This window comes from Streptomyces sp. NBC_00090 (genome assembly GCF_045160815.1).
GTDB lineage: Bacteria > Actinomycetota > Actinomycetes > Streptomycetales > Streptomycetaceae > Streptomyces.
The window spans coordinates 3833492-3850583 of the sequence record NZ_CP108224.1 but is presented as its reverse complement, the minus strand read 5'-3'; the positions used below and the strand labels follow the sequence as shown (position 1 = coordinate 3850583).

Annotated in this window: 19 protein-coding genes; 9 read left to right on the top strand and 10 right to left on the bottom strand. The window is 67.7% G+C overall.

The window, feature by feature from the left end; all coding sequences use genetic code 11:
• The first annotated feature begins 381 nt into the window (after positions 1 to 381).
• Positions 382 to 2067, top strand: coding sequence for an MFS transporter (locus OG361_RS16930; protein ID WP_405854423.1), 1686 nt, complete (start codon positions 382 to 384; stop codon positions 2065 to 2067).
• Between the two features lie 142 nt (positions 2068 to 2209).
• Here the strand turns inward: OG361_RS16930 and OG361_RS16925 are convergent, their stop codons facing one another.
• A complete protein-coding gene (locus tag OG361_RS16925; protein WP_405854421.1) occupies positions 2210 to 2653 on the bottom strand; it encodes a hypothetical protein in 444 nt (147 codons plus the stop codon).
• Positions 2650 to 3978, bottom strand: a complete 1329-nt coding sequence (locus OG361_RS16920) for a hypothetical protein (RefSeq protein ID WP_405854419.1) — start codon at positions 3976 to 3978, stop codon at positions 2650 to 2652. Before OG361_RS16920 ends, OG361_RS16925 begins: the two co-directional genes overlap by 4 nt.
• 158 nt (positions 3979 to 4136) lie before the next feature.
• Between OG361_RS16920 and OG361_RS16915 the strand changes: the two genes are divergently transcribed.
• Positions 4137 to 4430 carry a hypothetical protein gene (locus OG361_RS16915; RefSeq protein ID WP_405854417.1) on the top strand — a complete coding sequence of 98 codons (294 nt, stop codon included), beginning with the start codon at positions 4137 to 4139 and terminating at the stop codon, positions 4428 to 4430.
• A gap of 1158 nt (positions 4431 to 5588) precedes the next feature.
• Here the strand turns inward: OG361_RS16915 and OG361_RS16910 are convergent.
• The 6 genes from OG361_RS16910 to OG361_RS16885 all read right to left on the bottom strand — a co-directional run bounded on the left by OG361_RS16910 (position 5589) and on the right by OG361_RS16885 (position 11957).
• Positions 5589 to 6062, bottom strand: a complete 474-nt coding sequence (locus OG361_RS16910) for a hypothetical protein (RefSeq protein WP_405854415.1) — start codon at positions 6060 to 6062, stop codon at positions 5589 to 5591.
• A gap of 224 nt (positions 6063 to 6286) precedes the next feature.
• Positions 6287 to 8407 (bottom strand): hypothetical protein, encoded by a 2121-nt coding sequence (locus OG361_RS16905; protein ID WP_405854413.1) that lies wholly within the window; start codon positions 8405 to 8407, stop codon positions 6287 to 6289.
• Between the two features lie 125 nt (positions 8408 to 8532).
• On the bottom strand, positions 8533 to 9237 hold the full coding sequence (locus tag OG361_RS16900) for an ABC transporter ATP-binding protein (RefSeq protein WP_405854411.1): 705 nt from the start codon (positions 9235 to 9237) through the stop codon (positions 8533 to 8535).
• 82 nt (positions 9238 to 9319) lie between these two features.
• Complete coding sequence (locus tag OG361_RS16895) at positions 9320 to 9685, bottom strand: hypothetical protein (protein WP_405854409.1); 366 nt, start codon at positions 9683 to 9685, stop codon at positions 9320 to 9322.
• 1297 nt (positions 9686 to 10982) lie between these two features.
• Positions 10983 to 11177 (bottom strand): hypothetical protein, encoded by a 195-nt coding sequence (locus OG361_RS16890; protein WP_405854407.1) that lies wholly within the window; start codon positions 11175 to 11177, stop codon positions 10983 to 10985.
• 24 nt (positions 11178 to 11201) lie between these two features.
• On the bottom strand, positions 11202 to 11957 hold the full coding sequence (locus OG361_RS16885) for a GntR family transcriptional regulator (protein ID WP_405854405.1): 756 nt from the start codon (positions 11955 to 11957) through the stop codon (positions 11202 to 11204).
• Between the two features lie 78 nt (positions 11958 to 12035).
• On the opposite strand from OG361_RS16885, the gene OG361_RS16880 reads away from it, so the two are divergent.
• From OG361_RS16880 to OG361_RS16860, 5 genes are all read left to right on the top strand, one after another.
• Positions 12036 to 12314, top strand: a complete 279-nt coding sequence (locus OG361_RS16880) for a hypothetical protein (RefSeq protein WP_405862293.1) — start codon at positions 12036 to 12038, stop codon at positions 12312 to 12314.
• Positions 12315 to 12326: 12 nt separating this feature from the next.
• The gene (locus tag OG361_RS16875) at positions 12327 to 12626 is read left to right on the top strand and encodes a hypothetical protein (RefSeq protein ID WP_405854403.1); all 300 of its coding nucleotides are present in this window, start codon (positions 12327 to 12329) and stop codon (positions 12624 to 12626) included.
• A gap of 172 nt (positions 12627 to 12798) precedes the next feature.
• Positions 12799 to 13023, top strand: a complete 225-nt coding sequence (locus OG361_RS16870; RefSeq protein ID WP_150504121.1) for a hypothetical protein — start codon at positions 12799 to 12801, stop codon at positions 13021 to 13023.
• Between the two features lie 8 nt (positions 13024 to 13031).
• Positions 13032 to 13703 carry a GntR family transcriptional regulator gene (locus OG361_RS16865; protein ID WP_405854401.1) on the top strand — a complete coding sequence of 224 codons (672 nt, stop codon included), beginning with the start codon at positions 13032 to 13034 and terminating at the stop codon, positions 13701 to 13703.
• A complete protein-coding gene (locus tag OG361_RS16860) occupies positions 13700 to 14047 on the top strand; it encodes a hypothetical protein (protein WP_405854399.1) in 348 nt (115 codons plus the stop codon). The genes OG361_RS16865 and OG361_RS16860 overlap by 4 nt, the downstream gene beginning before the upstream one ends.
• An 88-nt stretch (positions 14048 to 14135) precedes the next feature.
• Here OG361_RS16860 and OG361_RS16855 read toward each other — a convergent pair whose 3' ends face one another.
• Positions 14136 to 14384, bottom strand: coding sequence for a hypothetical protein (locus tag OG361_RS16855; RefSeq protein ID WP_405854397.1), 249 nt, complete (start codon positions 14382 to 14384; stop codon positions 14136 to 14138).
• An 80-nt stretch (positions 14385 to 14464) separates the two neighbouring features.
• The gene (locus tag OG361_RS16850; RefSeq protein WP_405854395.1) at positions 14465 to 14752 is read right to left on the bottom strand and encodes a hypothetical protein; all 288 of its coding nucleotides are present in this window, start codon (positions 14750 to 14752) and stop codon (positions 14465 to 14467) included.
• A 630-nt stretch (positions 14753 to 15382) separates the two neighbouring features.
• Here OG361_RS16850 and OG361_RS16845 point away from each other — a divergent pair.
• Positions 15383 to 16414: a ParA family protein gene (locus tag OG361_RS16845; RefSeq protein ID WP_385806938.1), complete on the top strand. Its 1032-nt coding sequence runs from the start codon at positions 15383 to 15385 to the stop codon at positions 16412 to 16414.
• Positions 16414 to 17019, top strand: a complete 606-nt coding sequence (locus OG361_RS16840; protein ID WP_405854393.1) for a hypothetical protein — start codon at positions 16414 to 16416, stop codon at positions 17017 to 17019. The genes OG361_RS16845 and OG361_RS16840 overlap by 1 nt, the downstream gene beginning before the upstream one ends.
• Positions 17020 to 17092 lie beyond the last annotated feature (73 nt).

Here is a 17092-nt window from a genome sequence, read left to right as displayed (position 1 = left end):
GGGGACGAGGAGCACGCGTGACACACGCGAGAAGCGAGACGGGCAGCACGGGAAAGGGCCGCAGTGACCACCGCTGAGCCGACACGCGCGGGCCGCGCCGACCATGCGGACCGCGCTGACCACACCGACGGCGAGGATCACACCGATGAAGCCGACCGTGCAGCCGACGGCACCGCCGACCGCACCGCCGACCGTACCGATTCCGCCCTCGAATCGGCCACCTCTTCCCTTTCGCGAATAGTGCTTCCGTCCCAGCGGCCGGCCCCGGACTCCCCGGACCGCCTCGCAGCCGCAACAGCACCGGCACCGGCGTCACCGTCAGCGCCCGAGAACGGTTCCGCGCCCGCCCCGTCCCGGCGGCGCAAGCGCCGCTATCCGGTCATGGTGGCCACCGGAGTCGCCGCGGTCACCCACATCCTCTGGTTCTTCTTCTTCGCGAACAGCGGAGGGGACCTGGCCGCGCAGGACGCGTGGGCCGAGTTCGTCGGACGGCACCCGGACTCCGCGTACAACCTCGCCTGGTACGGCGGGATGCACCCGGTCTCGTACAGCGTCGTCTCGCCGTACCTGATGTCGCTGCTCGGCGTCCGCAGCACGATGATGATCGCGGGGACGCTGTCGGCGGCGCTGACCGCGCTGATCCTGGTGCGGGTGCCGGCGGTCCGCAATCCGATGGCGTGCGCGCTCGCGGGCGTCTTCGCCTTCCTCTGCAACGCCTTGTCGGGGCGCGTCACCTTCGGCCTCGGCATGATGTTCGCGCTCGGCGCGGTCGCGGCCGTCTTCTGCTGGCCGCACCGCTGGCGCCGCAAACGCTGGGCCAAGGCCGCGGTCGCCGCCCCGCTCGCCGGTCTCGCGACCGCGTGCAGCCCGGTCGCCGGGCTCTTCCTCGGTGTCGCGGCGGCGGCGCTCTTCCTCAACAAGAGACGCCCCGGCGCGTACGCCCTCGGCCTCGCGCCCGTCGCGGTGGTCGCCCTCTCCTCCTGGCTCTTCCCCTTCTCCGGTACGCAGCCGATGGCCTTCGCGTCGACGGCGCTGCCGCTGCTCTTCGGGATCCTGGTATTCCTCCTGGTCCCGGGGGACTGGCGCACGGTCCGCACGGCCGCAGCGGTCTACACGGTCGGCACGCTCCTGACCTGGCTGATCGACTCGCAGATCGGCTCGAACATCTCGCGGCTGCCGATGCTCTTCGCGGGCGTCGCGCTGCTCGCGGCGCTGCCGTACACGGCTCCGCGCTCGCGCCGCTGGTACGCGCTGCTGCTCGCCTTCGCCGGGCTGAACTTCTGGATCGGCTTCAAGGGCGTCGACGACGTCATCCGCACCGCCCCGGACGCCTCCTGGGCCCGCGAGCTCGCCCCGCTCGTCAACCAGCTCCAGGTACGGGACGCGGGCAAGGCGCGGGTCGAGGTCGTGCCGGCCTCCAGCCACCGCGAGTCCTCCGCGCTCAGCCCGTACATCAACCTGGCGCGGGGCTGGAACCGTCAGGCCGACATGGAGCGCAACCCGCTCTTCTACGACGACACGCTCAACGCCGTGAACTACCAGGACTGGCTCGACCGCTGGGCCGTCCACTACGTGGTCCTGCCGACCGGCGCCCCCGACTCGGGCGCCGCGCGCGAGGCCGAACTGATCGAGGACGGCCTGCCGTACCTGGAGCAGGTCTGGTCGGACGAGAACTGGCGGCTGTACGCGGTCGACAACCCGACGCCGCTCGCGGCCCCGCCCGCGCAGGTGCTGAGCGCGGAGGAGAACGAGGTCGTGATCAGGGTCGCCAGCCCCGGCCGGGTCCAGATCCGTGTCCCGTACTCGCCGTGGCTCGCCCTCATGGACGAGAACGGGGGCAAGATCGAGGCGCCGCAGGAGACCGAGGCCTCGAAGCTGGCCCGCGAGGAGTCGGAGACCGAGCTCCCGAAGGTCTTCGCCAACGAGGAGGGCTGCCTGTTCAAGGCGGAGGCGGACACGGAGGGCGACGAGTGGACCGAGCTGGTCGCCCCGAAGGCGGGCGTCTACCGCCTGGCCGCCCCCTACAAACTCTCCCGCGGCACGCCCTGCCCGGAGGAGCTGCGCTGAGGGCGCGCCCGGGCGCGTGACATCGAGCTTCGGGCGCCAGGGCTCAGACGGCCGTCAGGGCTCAGGCGGTCGTCAGTGCTCTCATGCCGTCAGGGCTCAGGCGGTCGTCAGTGCTCAGGCGGCCGTCAGGGCTCTCAGGCCGTCAGGCGTCGCGGACGCAGGAGGCGAGCAGCCGCCGCATCCCGAAGGCGTGCCCGCCGCTGCTGATGACGAGGAGCCGGTAGACCCGCCCGGCCGCCCCGGGAAAGGCGGCCCGGGTCTCGGCGCGCAGCCGGGAGCGGCCGTCCGCCAGCTCCTCCATCCGGAAGACCAGGGAGTACGTGGAGAACCGGTGACGGCCCTCCAGGGCCAGCTCCCGCTCCGGCACCACCCGCACCACCCGGAACCCGGGAAACTCGGACCCCTCGGCCGGCGGCCGGGGCCCGCCGGCCGCCCGCGGCTCGGCCCGCACGAGCCGCGCGTACCGGGCCCCGCCCACCTGCGACAGCGACCGCTCCACCCCGAGGCGGAGCCGGCGCCAGGCCTCCGCGGTCCCGGCGTCGACGGTGACGGCGTGCTCGTCGACGTACGGCAGTGTGCTGCTCATGAGGTCTCCGGGGTGCGCGAGGGAACGGTGGTGTCCGGCGGTGGCCAGGGACCGGCGAGCAGTCGCTCGGCCTCGGCGACGATCGCCCCGCCAGGCCGCGCGAGGGTACCGTCCCGCTGGGCCGCCCAGTCGTGGTGGGCGTCGACGGTCTCGACGAGCCGCCGGAGCGCCGGCGGCCGGCCGAGCGGGTGCCGGCCCTCGTACGTGATCACGTCGCCGGCGGCGGCGGGGTCCATGCTCCCGTTCACGACCAGCCGAAGCCACCAGCGCACGAGCTCCCAGCGGACAGGGTCTTCCGAGGAAAGCCGGCTGCCACGACCGGAAAACACCTCACCGCCCCCCACCTGAGCAGCCCTCACCTCACCGGCCCTCACCTCACCGGCCCTCACCTCACCGGCCCCCACCTCACCGGCCCTCACCTCACCGGCCCCCACCTCACCGACGCCCACCTCACCGACCCCCACCTCACCGGGCCCCACCTCGGCCAACACCCGGTCGAAGAGGGCGTCGGCACGCTCGTGCTCGGTCCGCAGGAGTCCGGCGAGCAGTGGAAGGGACTCCGACTCGACGTCGAGCACCAGCGCGGTGAGCCCCGCCTCGATCAGCTGGTGCGGGGGGAACCGGCGGCCGATCAGACGCTCGAGACCCAGCATGCGCAGGTACTCGACGGCCTCCTGCGCGGTGACGGCGCAGGGGCGGTGCGGGGTGGGCGCGGTGACGTCGATGCAGGGACCGCTCCCGACGAAGTACGACCAGAAGTCGACGGTGGCGCGGGCTGGGAGGGGGCTCGCCCGGCCGGTGAACTCGTGGCGGACGTAGTCGGCGAGGTCGTTCCCGTAGAAGATGATGTCGGTCTGGTGGACGGAGAGGACGGGGTGACCCCACTCGCCCGCGGTGCCGGGCAGGTAGCGGTGGCCGTAGACGGGGACGAGCCGGGGAACGGTAGCCAACTCCGCCCGGGCGACCCGCAGGGCGTCGGCCGTCTCCGCGGGCCGCGGAGCCCAGTCGGGGTGCCAGAAGCGGTTGTGCTCCACGTCGAAGAGCGCGCCCTCGGCCGGCCGTTCGAGCCGCGCGGCGAGGTCCTCGGGGTCGCCGTGGCGCCAGTCGGGCCAGCTCGGCGATCCGTGGGGGAGCCCGGCGGCGAGGAAGACACGATGGTCCGCGGAGAACGAGAACCCGAACCGCGCCTCGACCGCGTCGAGTTCCCGCTCACTGAGCCCCGGCCCGATCGCGGCGGGAAGCAAGCCCAGCAGCTTCCCGGCGGCTTCCGGAGTGAGCGGCGGAGGCGAGGACGAGGGGAGCGACGGGGATGACGGTGCGGCCATTCCCGGCAGCACAGTGATCACCGCGCTGAGGGCCGCCTGCCGGACACCGACCTGCCGCCGGAGGTCGATTCGTCGCTCTGTGAACTCACCTGATTACTTACCGCTAGGATCGCGGGCGTTGCCGCGGCCGCGCGGCGGACCGAGAGAGGGGCATCTCCATGGCCATCATCGTCACCTTCGACCTCCCTGGCGCCGGACAGGAGTTCTATGACGCAGTCATCGAGCGCGTGACTGATGGGCGAGGCTTCACGAAGTTCGCAGACCTGCCGAACACGGGTCTCGTCTCTCACGCGGCGGGGCCGGTCGACGGAGGGTTCCGCGTGACTGAGGTCTGGGAGAGCGCGGAGGCCCTCGAAACCCACGCGAAGACCTTTGGCCCGATCCTCGCCGACCTCGGCCATGCCGACGTGCAGCCCACGATCATTCCGGCGCACAACGTCGTCGTCCGGTAAGGGCGGTTCGAGACTTCGTCCTCGCCGTCGCCGTGGATGTCAAAGGGCACCTACCGAAATCGGCAGGTGCCCTTTCGGCTTGCCTGCCCCGGCAGGATTCGAACCTGCGACACCCGCTTGAGGAGTTCCGACTGGAGGCGACTGAGCGTCGTAGCGCGCCCGGTTGCGGCTGCCGTCCGCAGTCCTCCGGGACTGCCGGTGTACGCCGAGGTTGATGTCGGCAGTGGATGTCGGATCACGGGTTCGGCATCTGCGCGTCAGCCGCCCTGCGCGGTCGTGCCAGGGCTTCCGCTGCACGCCTGTCAGCTGCATGGGAGGGGGTCTCGACGTAGGTCCCAGTGCCCTGCCCTGCCCTGCTCGGACAGGACGGCAGGGGGCCGGCGGTCCCGCACCCCTTCGCACACCGCGCGGGACCGCTCTGCCATCTCTGATTCCGGAGCCCTTCGGAGTGAAGAACTGGGGGTACCTCTCAATCCAACCTGCCTATTAGCCGAGGATGAATATCGAATCGGCACTCAGGCAAGGAACAGAGTAATGGCAAGTGAAAGTGATCTGACGGACGCCCAAAAGGACGTGTACGAGGAGAACGCTGCCGCCCTCGGTAAGGCAGAGGAGCAACTCCGGATGGCCCAACAGGAGGCCCGTGCGAGGCTGAGGGCAGTGGGCATCGATGATGGCCCCACCGCGTGCATGAGTTGCGGATGTCCGGCGTATGTGCGGACACCCCACCACCCCGACGCCTCTTGCCCGAGAGAATTCTGTGGGCACGGCTGGCTTTGGCATCAAGCGTGATAGAGCTCGTCCGCTGAGAGGCGAAGGCGGACCTGGTCCAGGAAGTCGTAGACGTTCGCGAACTCTTCCGGCTGCTTCGGTGCCGTCATGCCGTCATGCCGTCATGCCGACGTGTCCAGGAGGCGCCTGGGCTCCGGCAGGTCCGCCTCCGGTCGTGAGGGCGGGCTTCAGTCTGGGGCCCGGTAGGCGCTCGCCAGTCTCCCCGTTGACCCAATCGTCGGTCTCAACGAGAGACGGCCGCCATGTGGGATCGCCTATCAGGATCGCGCGGGCGCCGCCTGGGTCGCTTCCTTCGGATCGAGTCGTGCGGAGCAGCGGTCGCCCTCGCGTCGCTTCTGATGTGCGCGTGACGTCTGACGACGGAACCTAGAACGTCGTGCAGGCGGCCTGGGAGCTGATCTGCGTCGTGCCGACGTACAGGACGCCGAACTTGTTGATGTCGACCGTGCTGCCGCCGCCACCGTAGGTGTTGCTGTGCCACACGGCGCGGGTGCTCCAGTCCGGGTACATGACGAAGTTGCCGTCCTGCTGGTAGGTGACGTAGGTCCCCCCGGCGTACTGCGTGTTCGACGCCCAGCAGACCTTCCGGGCCCCGTTCGAGTACTTGACGCGGTACAGCACCAGGTTGCCGTCGGACTGCATGATCAGTCGGAAATAGCCGTCTCCGGAGTACGTCTGGCGCTGGATGTAGTCGCCGAATCCGAGGTACTCGCCCTTCACGAGCTTTTCCTCGTACGCGTGCGCCGCCGAGGCGCTTCCCGCTGTTCCGGTCACGACGACAGCAGCCATGGCCGCCGCGATCAGTGATTTCGCCGTGACGCCGCGCATGCTGATGGACATGGGTTCCCCTTGGCTCTCGTGGTGGCGGGCTCCGTCCCCGGCCGAGAGGAGTCTTGCTTGCCTCGGTGTCCCATCGAAGGCTTGACGATCTCTGGGACGTCCCGAGATGCGGCGGTCGGATCCACCCGGTGTCCCGTCGGACCCTGGCAGGATTCGAACCTGCGACACGGCGGGGCGCTGGTCCGGGAGAGAGCGCCGACGCGTGGCCGACCGGCCTGGCTGGTTCAGTCGTGATGGGGCCGCCAGCGCTCCGACTCGCGTACGGCGCCACGCGCGGCGGACATCGCCATCACCGCGGACAGCGTGACGAGCACGCCCACCACCAGGGCGAGTGTCGAGCCCGGAAGCTCGCCGTTGCGGGGCGGTGTCGTCAGCGGCAAGGTGATCCACACACCACCCACCACGCCCATCGCGGCCGCCACGCACAGCGGTGCCATCAGTGTCCAGGCGGCGACGGCCACGTAAACCCTTCTGCTGCCCGCGAGCACACTCACCGGGGCGATGGCGCGGGTGAACCGCATGACCTCGGCGAGGTTGTTGAGCGTGGCGGCGAGGGCGACGAGCAGCACGCCGAAGGTTCCGAACAGGGGGATCCAGCGAAGCTGGTCCGAGAGGAGCTGTGCGCCGCCGATCCAGCTCTGGGCGAGCGGTTCCACGGTGACGGGCGGGCCGATCGTCGCGTAGGCGGTGCGCTTGAGGTCGTGGAGGTGCAGGTCCGTGCCGTCCGGGTCGAAGACCACGAGCTGACCGGCCGCGACGACGGACGAACCGCGTTCGACGCTGATCCGGTCCACGCCCGCGTCGGACACCAGTCGGCGCAGTGCCGGGGCCCCATCGGCCGGATCCATGGTGTAGCCGGTTCCCACTCGTTTGGGGCAGGTGAGCCCCAGTGCCGAGAGTGACGGGCATTCGCCGCGCACCATGACGTCCGGGCGTACCTCGACACTCTGCCCCGGACCGATCTCTCCGTCCGGACCTTCACCACTCATCGAGATGCCGTAGGCGACTGTTCGGGCGTCGCCAGGGAGGGTGCGCAGCCACGACTCGGTACGTGACGGTGGCGTCCCCTCGGGGACCGCGACCACCAGCATGCTCAAGCCGAGCTGGGCTCGTGCCTCGCGGGCTCCGCGGACGAATGGGTCATTGACGCTCGGATACACCTGCACCAGGCACAGCAGGCCCACGGCCATCACGACCCCGGCCACGAGGCGGGTGAGATAACCAGGTCGGCCCTGGGTCCAGCGCCCTGCGAGGAGAGTGCCGGGGGCTCCACGTCGTCGGCCGATCGCGGTCACAGCTCGTCCGGCGGCCGAGATCAGGAGCGCGGCGACGGCGGGGAGGGTGGCGAGAGTGCCGACCGAGCCGACCATCAGGACCAGGGTCAGTTCCGGGGTCGCCCCCGAGTCGGCGGCCGCCGCCGGATACCAGCTGAGGATCAGAAGGAACAGCGGGCACAGGTACGCCATCACCTTCACCGCACGGGATCGGGGGCGCCCTTGTGGGCGGGTGCTCCGGCTCGACACGGCGGGCGGGTGGAGCAGTACGACGGTGATGGCGACGAGCAGGGGTGCAGCGAGTGCCGCACCGGCCAGTACGGAGGCATGAGCCCGCAGATCGGCGGCGCCGAGAAGATAACCCGTCCACGGCACACGGATGTCGGCGAGGAGCGCGATCACGCTGAGGGGCGCGATCAGTCCCGCACCGAGCAGAATTGGTCCCGCCGCCTCACCGAGGCCGAGCAGCGACACCTGCCACCGTGAGCCGCCGAGCGCGCCGATCAGCGCGACGCGCCGGTCGCGGCCGGCGGCACCCAGCCTGGCAGCCACCACGGTGAGCAGGCCGGCCGGGACGAGCAGCATGCCGATGACCATGCTGAGGAAAACGGTCAGGGATTTGACGGATGCCGCGTCGCCGAGCGCCCAGGGAGACGACATCCCGAAGCCGTGGATGGGGTAGGCGTTGTCACGCGCGAACAATCCTTCGGCGGGGCGGACGTAGGCGAGCCGTTCTCCGGGGTCGGCAAGACCCTCGGGGCCGATCGCGCCGACGTGCTTTCCGTACCGGTTCTCGATCCCCTCGTCTCTGCCGTCCGCGAGAAGCGCGGGCGACAGCAGCGCCTCGCCCGGTGCGGGCCAGCGCGGCACTCCGGGTGGCAGCGGCGCATCGACGACGAGCGGCTCGATGAAGATGACGGAGAACTGCCGGTCGTGCACGTGGTCGCCGGTCTCCTTCCACAGCAGGGAAGGTGACGCCGTGCCGTTCCTCGCCGCATGGAGCAGCGGGGCCCGTGCGGCACCACGTGCCTCACGGGCCTCGTAGGCCGCCCACGTGGCGGCCATGGTCACACATGCCAGTGTCAGCGCCGCTGTGGCGCAGACAAGCGCGATGAAGCGGATACGGCCGTCCAGTGATCCCCGCCCTGCGGCGCGGCCCGTCCTCAGCAACTGCCGAGCCAGCGATGTCTCTCGTGTCATCGGACGCCGCCGACCTCGGTCAGGGAGGTGTTCTCGACCAGCCGCCCCTCGGTGAGGGCGTACCGGCGGTCCGCGCGGGCGGCCACGGTCTCGTCATGGGTGACGAGGAGGACGCCGCAGCCCCATCGTGAGGGCAGCGAGAAGAGCAGCTCGGCCACGTTCTCACGGTTGCGTGCATCGAGGGAGCCGGTGGGTTCGTCGGCAAGAAGGAGCGTCGGCCGATTGACCAGGGCTCGGGCCACCGCCGCCCGTTGCCGTTCGCCACCGGACAGATCGGCGGTCGGTGTACCTTCCGCGGGCACGCCCAGCTGTTCCAGAAGTTCTCCGGCCCGGTCGAACGCGGAGGACCGTTTGACTCCGGCGAGGAGGGCGGCGAGCGCCACGTTCTCCAGGGGCGTGAGTTCGGGAAGCAGCTCGCCGAACTGGAAGACCATCCCCATGGAGTCACGACGGTGTCGTGCGAGCGCCCGTGAGCTCAGGCCGCCGAGGTCGGTTCCGGCGACGGAGATCCGCCCAGCGTCCGGACGGATGAGCCCGAGGACACAGTTGAGCAGGGTGCTCTTGCCGCTACCGCTCGGTCCTGTCACGGCCGCGGATTCGCCCGGGTTGACGCGTAGTTCGACATCGTCGAGCAGGGTGCGATCGCCGGCGCCGTAACGGAGAGTGTGCACCTCGAGGGCGGGGGGTGGGGTGGTGGTCACCGAATGGCCTTCTGCGGGTGGGCGGGCAGATCACCGAACGGTGGCGGCCATCGGCCGCCACCGTCGTGGGGTGCGTGGGGTGTTACATGTACTTCCAGCCGGAGCAGGGGTCGAACGCCAGCGGGACGGACTCGCAGATGCGCATCTTGTACAGGCTGCTTCCGGTCCCGGAGGTGGTCAGCGTGCCGGCACCCGTCTGGTTCCACAGGTTGCGCTCGGTGTCCGGGCTGGCAGTGCGGTAGTACGTGTTGTAGACGGGGTGGTAGGCATCCCCGTCCAGACTGCTGTCCCACGCACCGGCGTAAGCCGAGGTGCTGCTGGTGTTGTTGTACGCACGAGCCTCGCCCGTTCCGGACAGCGATATGTACTCGTACGCGGACGCGGGCGCGACGCCCAGCATGACGATGCCGACGATCGCCGCAGCACCGACGGTCAGTCTGGTGAGCAAGATGACATCTCCAGACGAACAAGATCGGATATGGCTGGGTGATCTTGTCGTTTCGTGTTCGGTAAGTCAACATTCTTTTGTTGGTGTCAGTTTGAACTTTTCCCTGAGCGTGGACACCGGAAGAATGCGCTTCGGGGAGAAGCTCACAGGGCGTCAGGGGCTCTGGTTTCGGGTGGGGTGACGTCGCCGTAGAAGCCGGGTGCCGGCACAGGGGAGCGTGGCCCCTGAGTCATCGCATGAAGTGGTCCACTCTGGTGTCTGTATCGCTCCTGGCTCGCGGACCGCTTCGGGGCGGCGTGTCGTACGACCGGCGTTCCACGGGATCACTTCGTGACGGGGGAGCCTCGCCCCAACGCGGAGACCGCACTCGGGCGAGGTCCTTCAGCGCTTCCGTGCTGTCAAGCAGTGGCGGGGAGAGTTCGGAGGCGGTCGCGCAACTCCCCTGCGGTCCGCACCGCGGAGTGTGGTTCAGCCACGGCGGAGATCCGCGGCGCGTGCTCGAGGACGACGCCTTGGCTGTCGTGGCGGAGCTCTTCGCGACTGTGGGCGGTCGACCAGAAGGCCGATCCCGAGGTTCTTCACGCGCCGCGTTCTATTGGGCTCGCTCCGTACCGTGCAGACATCCCCACGGCATTGCGGACCATCGATCTGCGTCGTCAGACCGAACTGCGGGACCGAAACACGACGGCGGCCCCTGGGAGCGGCGCCTGACGCCACGGGCCCCCGAATCCGGCTCCGCACCTGCGACATGTGAGGCATCCGCTCACGCAAACGGCCCCGGACGAGGAGTCCGAGGCCGAATGGAGCGCCAACCCCAGGTCAACGGCGTAATGCGTTGTGCCCCCGGCAGGATTCGAACCTGCGACACCCGCTTTAGGAGTTCGGTTGTGGGCTCCTGGCCGGGGGAGGGCCGCTGCTGACGGCTGCTGCGGACAGCCGGGCACGACCGCCCAGATCCGCCGTCGTTGATGTCAGTCGTGGATGTCAGCCGAGCCGGCTGGCGGCCCGCTACCGCTTCTTCCGGAGCTTCCGCATCTTGGCTTCGGCTTCCTTCTTCTTCCGCTGCTCGACCCCGTACGCGGACCAGGGTCCCTGGTGCTTGGAGCACCGTGAGCTACCTGTGATCGCCTTGCCCTGGCAGCGGCCTCCGCTCTGGGTAGGAGCACTGCACTTCGGCTGAACCATCCTGTCCCCTTCGTCGTCGGACGCTGGAATGCTTCCAGCGCTCGCCGTGGAAGGGGAGGCGCAACCGCGGCGGACGGCAGCACGCCGACAGCACACCACTTGGGGGACGCGCTCAGACTTCTTCCGACGTGTCGATCGGCCGCCTGGATGTGCGCCGTCCGTCAGCCTTTAGCTCCTTGTTCTCCAGGTCCACGATGGCATTCCGCCGCCATCGGCTGACCACGACGGACACAACCACCAGCATCACAAGAGCGGCAACAGGTGCGCCCCAGACCAGACCACCGATCAAGTAACCGAGCGGCTCCATGACTCCCCCTTGTGTGGTGCTCCGTCAGCGGTTGATCGGGATCTCGTAGACGATCTCGCAGAGGGCAGCGGGCACGACGATGTCTGCCGTCTCCACGGGCTGGCCCTGGTCGCTGTAGTACGTCCGTCGGATGTGCGTGACGAGCGCGGCCTTCTGGATCCCGAGAAGTGAGGCCTCATCGGCGGTTGCCTGGCGCGGCTCGGGCTGCTCGACGGCATGGCTGACCGTGACGCCGATCTCGGCCATGCGGTTCACGACGCCGGCCCCGGCATGCGGTCCGCCCTCGGGAAGGACGACGAGGGTCCCGCCGGTGAGGTCGTACGGCTCCCAGCTCGTCGACAGCTGAACCGGCCGCCCGTCGGCGAGGAACTCGTACACGGTCCGGACGCACAACTCGCCCTCACCGATCCCGAGCCGCGCAGCGATCTCCGCCGGCGCGGGTACCTTGGCATCGGTCCGGCTCTCCCAGCCACCATTCCGTCCCACGGCCCTCATGTCGGCCCGGAACGGCGACCCGTCAGGCTGCTCGCGCGCCGCGGACCGCACCATCCGCACCCGCTGCCGGGGCTCGGCGACATAGGTCCCGGACCCTGCCCGCCCCTCCAGTACGCCCTGGGAGATCAACAGCTCCTGAGCGCGGCGGACGGCGTTCTCGCCCACCCCGCACTCCTGACCGATCTGGGCCCGAGAGGGCAGCCGGTCTCCAGGAGTCCACTCGTGCTCCGCGATCCGCCGCCGCAGTTCGTCGGCGATGCGGAGATAGGGCGGCTGCTCAGGCATATGGAAAATCTAGTCCACTAGCTCTAATCTAGTTAACTAGCTTCACTGAAAGTGATCGTCGGTGACGGAGGCTCCCCTGTGCCTGCTCCAGAAGTAAGCGCGGAGAACCTAGCCGCCCGGCTATCTGCCATCGGGCTCACCACACGCATGGAGGAGCACGCCAGACACACATCGATCGAAGCGGAGGTACCGGAACCCCTCCCCGCCGAGACATGGCGAGAGGTCCTAGAAGTCGTGTCGAAGGCGGACCGGTTCGGTCTCCTCGCCACCAGCCTGGGCGGCCGAACACTCTGGGCCGCCGTGAACAAAACGGTCCCCGCGACGGGCGATGTCCGGGGACCTGGCCATCAGCGATAGGAGCTGATCAGCATGTTCAACCGTATCCGCCGCGCCATCGCGCGCACCAGAGAGCGGTACTCCCAACAGCCCCGGCACCGCGACGCGTTACAGCCCACCCGCCCGACACGCATCCACCCCAACCCGTCCGAGGCACTGACGCTGCTCCTTCGACGGCTCCAAGATCGAACGGACTTCCTCCCGGGCGAGGAGACGGCCCTCGTCCGCCCGTACGTCCTGGCCAGCGAGCAGCGCACACGGCAGCGCTCGACGCCCGTCCCGCACCACCTCCTCGCCCACGCGTGCTTCATGCCGGCGGAGGTCCACGGATGACGCACGTCCCTCCGGCAGCGGCCACGCCCTACCGATCCAGCCCCTGCCGGATCGGCACCCACCACGAGTGCGCGCACTCCTCCCCGACGACGGCACCGATCGACATCCCCGTCACCTACGAGGCGTGCGTCTGCCCCTGTCACTCCCCGACCACGTCACCGAAGGCGATCTCGTGAACGGCTTCCCCTCCGGCGGCGCGCTCGCCTCACCGGTCGAGATCACCACGGCCACCGTGCAGCGCGGCGACGTCATCCAGATCGGCGGCCAACCGTGCCGAGTAGCCGACCTCCGCCAACTCCCCGGCGGCGCCAAGCGCCTTCTCTTCGAGTCGGGCGAGCTCCTGACGATGCACACCCGTACGCGCCTGATCGCCGTACGCGTGCTCAGAAGGTGGTGACCGCGCCCGTGCCGTCCCTCCGCCACACCATCGCCGACGACCTCCGGACACAGATCACCACCGGCCACCTGAAGGCCGGCGCCCGCCTCCCCTCGGAACCGAGCCTCGCCGCTCAGTACAAGGTCAGCACCCCGACCCTGCGCAACGCTCTCGCGCTCCTCCAGGCCGAGGGTCTGATCGAGAAGATCCACGGCACGGGCAACTTCGTCCGCCACCCGCTGCGCAGACTCACGTACGCCGGAGGACGCCTCACCCCGGACACAGACCTCCACGTCACGATCTGCACCACCAACGTCCGAGCCCGCGGAGACCTAATCCCGCTGCTCGGAGTCCCCTCGCGCACCCCGCTGACGGAGTTCCTCTACCTCACCCATCAGGGAGAGTCCCCACACAGCCTGGCCCGCATCTACGTCCCTCGCGACCTGGCGTCGGCTGGGCCCCCTTGGCCCCGATCCGGCGTGGAGGAATCCCGAGACAAGATCAGGGCGCGCCACCCAACCCCCGAGGAAGCGACAACCCTCCGAATCAGCTCGACGCTGGCCGTCCTCTCGATCACGCGCGTATCGACCGACACCACCGGGCGGGTGGTCGAGGCTGCCCTTTTGGTCCTCCCCAGCGACCGCGCCGAAGCGCTCTTCGTCACGCACCACACAGCCAAAGTGAAAGGACAGGAAGAATGACGCCCCACAACGAGCTCCGCCTCCTGCCGTGGACGGGTCCCGACGGCAAGCCCTGCTACCTGAGCACCGACGACGAAGACAGCCACCTGTCCCGCCTGGCCGACAGAACCGAAGCTCTGCAACTCGGCCGGGCGGAGGACCTCGTGTCGCACGCTCTGGAAGTTCTCGCAGACGAGGTGACCGAGCTTGAGAAACTTCTACAACTGGCAGCGGGCCTGACGGAAGCACTCAAGGACGCGCTCCGGGCGGCAACAAGCCGCGGTCATCGCCTGCCGACGCTGGATCGGAACACCTGTGAAGGCGTCGTCGAGGGCCCTCATCTGCCGGCGGCAGCCTTCGGTTAACAGCAGCACATCCAATGAAAGAGCAGCCCCGGACCCCATCCGGGGCTGCTCTGCCTGGGTCGGTGATTTGACCGTGCGAGACCCGTGACTACTCGTACGTGGTCGCCGCTTGGAGAGCTTGAGCGAAGAAGCGCCAGTCACCATTGGCCGGCAGCTCGCGGCCGGTGTTGCGGTACCAACCGTCCGCGTCATCAACCCATGCGGCCAACGCCTCCAGGAACCCAGCAAAGTCTGCGTTGTCCCACGACTCGCCGCCTTCGACATAGCTGCGGTGCAGAGAGCGGACGAAGGACGCCAGATCCTCTCTGCTGACGACGTGATCAGGAGAAGTGGTCATGCGCGGCACCCTACTTGCATGCCGCATCCGCCGTGGGGCGACCACCTCCACCCGGCCGAGGGGCTTACGCACTGAAGGCGCTACTCCTCGTCGCTCCGCTCCAGCACCAAACCGACGGAGCCGTCCTTCAGCCCGTTGCTGTCTTCGAGGTGGAGGTGCGCTCCGTCGGAGACACCGTCGCCGGCCAGTACGAGCAGGTGCCCAGCCAGCGTTCTGAGGCCTGCGGCATTCGCCTCGATGACAACCTCGCCCCCAAGGTTCCGCACCTCGATCCGCGAGTCCGCATCCCACGTGAACGTGAGTGCGGCACCATCCGTCACCGTGACGTGAGTGCTCTCGATTGGGCCATGGACAGGTCCGGAAGTCATGGAGACCATGATGCCGCTCAGGACACACAGCTCCGGAGGCCCCGTGCGTCTCCGGCGTGACAGCAGGTCAAGAGCCTGGAAGCGGTCTGTCATATCCCATCGGTCCACAAATAGGCCGCGAGCCCCGCCGCCCTGTGCTGCGGTTGGCGACAGCTGCCTTGTAAGTTCGCCCGGCGCCCATCCAGCACCCACCAGTTCCAGGCGTAACGCCGCTGCGCGACCACTTGAGGCTGTCAGCGTGCACGGGCGTTGACGTCAGCGGCCGGCCTCCGATCAGCGCACTTCTTCCCCCGAAGCTTCGTCATCTTCGCTTCAGCTTCCTTCCTCTTCCGCTGCGCCACTCCCTGGTCGCCTGCGCCCACACCTGGGCTGAGTCATCCGTCCCCCACCTGCTTCCAGCGTCGTCGACGGTCGGACCCCGGGATGGTCTCATCGAGGACTGCCGCTGGGGGGTGGAGACGGCGGACAGGAGCAACGCCGGCGCACGACTCTCCGGCGGGGAACTGCAGCTGAATTTTGAGTTTGTAGCACCTCGAAGACGCCGCCAGCGCTACGGTAGGGCGGCAGATACCGAGTGGCTCGGGCGCGGGCCGGTGGGAAGGTTGCGGAGCTATGGCGCAAGTTATTGCCATGTTCAATAACAAGGGCGGCGTAAGTAAAACTACGACCTGCTTCAATCTCTCCTGGATGCTCGCGCAACGCGGCAAAACAGTAATCATGGTTGATGCCGACCCTCAATGCAACCTAACCGGCATGGTCCTCGACCTCACTCAAGTCGATGCGCTCGATAAGTTCTACTCGGATCATCCGAACCAGAATCTGCGCGACGCTCTCGACCCAGCGTTTCAATCCCGACCTCGCCCTCTTACTCCAGTTGAATGCGTGCCGGTCTCCGGCCGAGAGGGATTGTTCCTCATCCCTGGGCACGTGGGGTTGGCAGAGGATGAGGTGTCGCTCGGTGTAGCTCAGCAGCTTTCCGAGTCCATTCAAGCCCTCAAGAACCTCCCAGGCAGCTTCTCTCATCTCTTCCAGATCACCGCAGAGAAATACAAGGCCGACTATGTGATTTTGGACCTAAGTCCCGGCCTTGGTTCGATTAATCAGAATCTTGTCTCCATCTCGGACTATTTCATGGTGCCCGCAAGTCCGGATGTTTTCTCTGTCATGGCAATGGATTCCCTAGCGCGAGTCTTGCCAAAATGGGTACGTTGGGCTGAGCGGGCAGCCGAGCTTGACGCCTTGGCTAAGGCTGATTACGTCTTCCCCAAGCCAAAGCTCAAGTTCATGGGCACGATCGTGCAGCGGTACCGACTCAAGAATGGTGCGCCGACGATCGCCTTTCAGGAGTATTTTGATGCTCTGGATGGCGCCATCACGAACACCCTTGTGCCTGCACTCAGGTCTAGTGACCTGATGCTCGACGAGGCAATGTACGCGCGCGTAGGCGAAGAGCCACCCTACCGACTTGCCTCGATCCCTGACTTCAATACCTTGATCGCGAACTCTCAGCAAAATCGGAAGCCAGTCTTCATGCTGACGCAGCAGGATGTAGGGCGCGGCGGTAGCGTCTGGGAGACGACGGCGGTCAATATTCAAAAATTCCACGACACATTCGATAGCTTGGCCAGCCGTGTGGAGCAGTTGACGGGCCAGGCCTCATAGTGCCGGCGCGGCGTTTCTCTGACTTCGACGGTGAAATTAAACGGGCACGTGATCTCGTAGGTATCGGCCAGTCGCTATCTTCGATCACGAATGGTCTCGTTGGCGGCGAGGATCACTTCAGGTCGGCTTTGGTGCACGCTGTAGCCGCTCTTGATTCTTATATTCACGGCGTAGTGCTCGATCGAGCCGTCGATATCCTTATGGGTCGACTCAACGTGGCCGCCTCTTCGAAGGTTGGTCTGAGCTTTGCGGCAATTGGAAAAATCATGACGGCAGGCCCACCTGGAAGCGCCGCCGTCGAAATGAGCGCTCGAAGTTATGTGGCTGAGCGGCTTGGGCTCGAAACGTATCAGCGCCCGGACGATATCGGTGCGGCTCTGTCTATGGTGGGTGTTCCAAAAATCTGGTCGACGGCCTTTCCCGTCGATGCGCACCCACGCAAGACGGCGCTGGGTGTGATCGTGAGCCGTCGAAATCGCATAGTGCATCAGTGTGATCTCGATCCTCTTCCAGGGGGTACCACGACTCCGATTACTTCGAGCGACGCATTGGATGCCATAAGCGTGATTGAGGGAATCGTCAAAGAGCTGGACGCGCACTGCTAGCAAGCAAACAAAAGTTGCGGAGCGGTTTTGTCTGGTGCCCTAGCAAGGCTGGGTTGAGCCTCACCATGGGGCT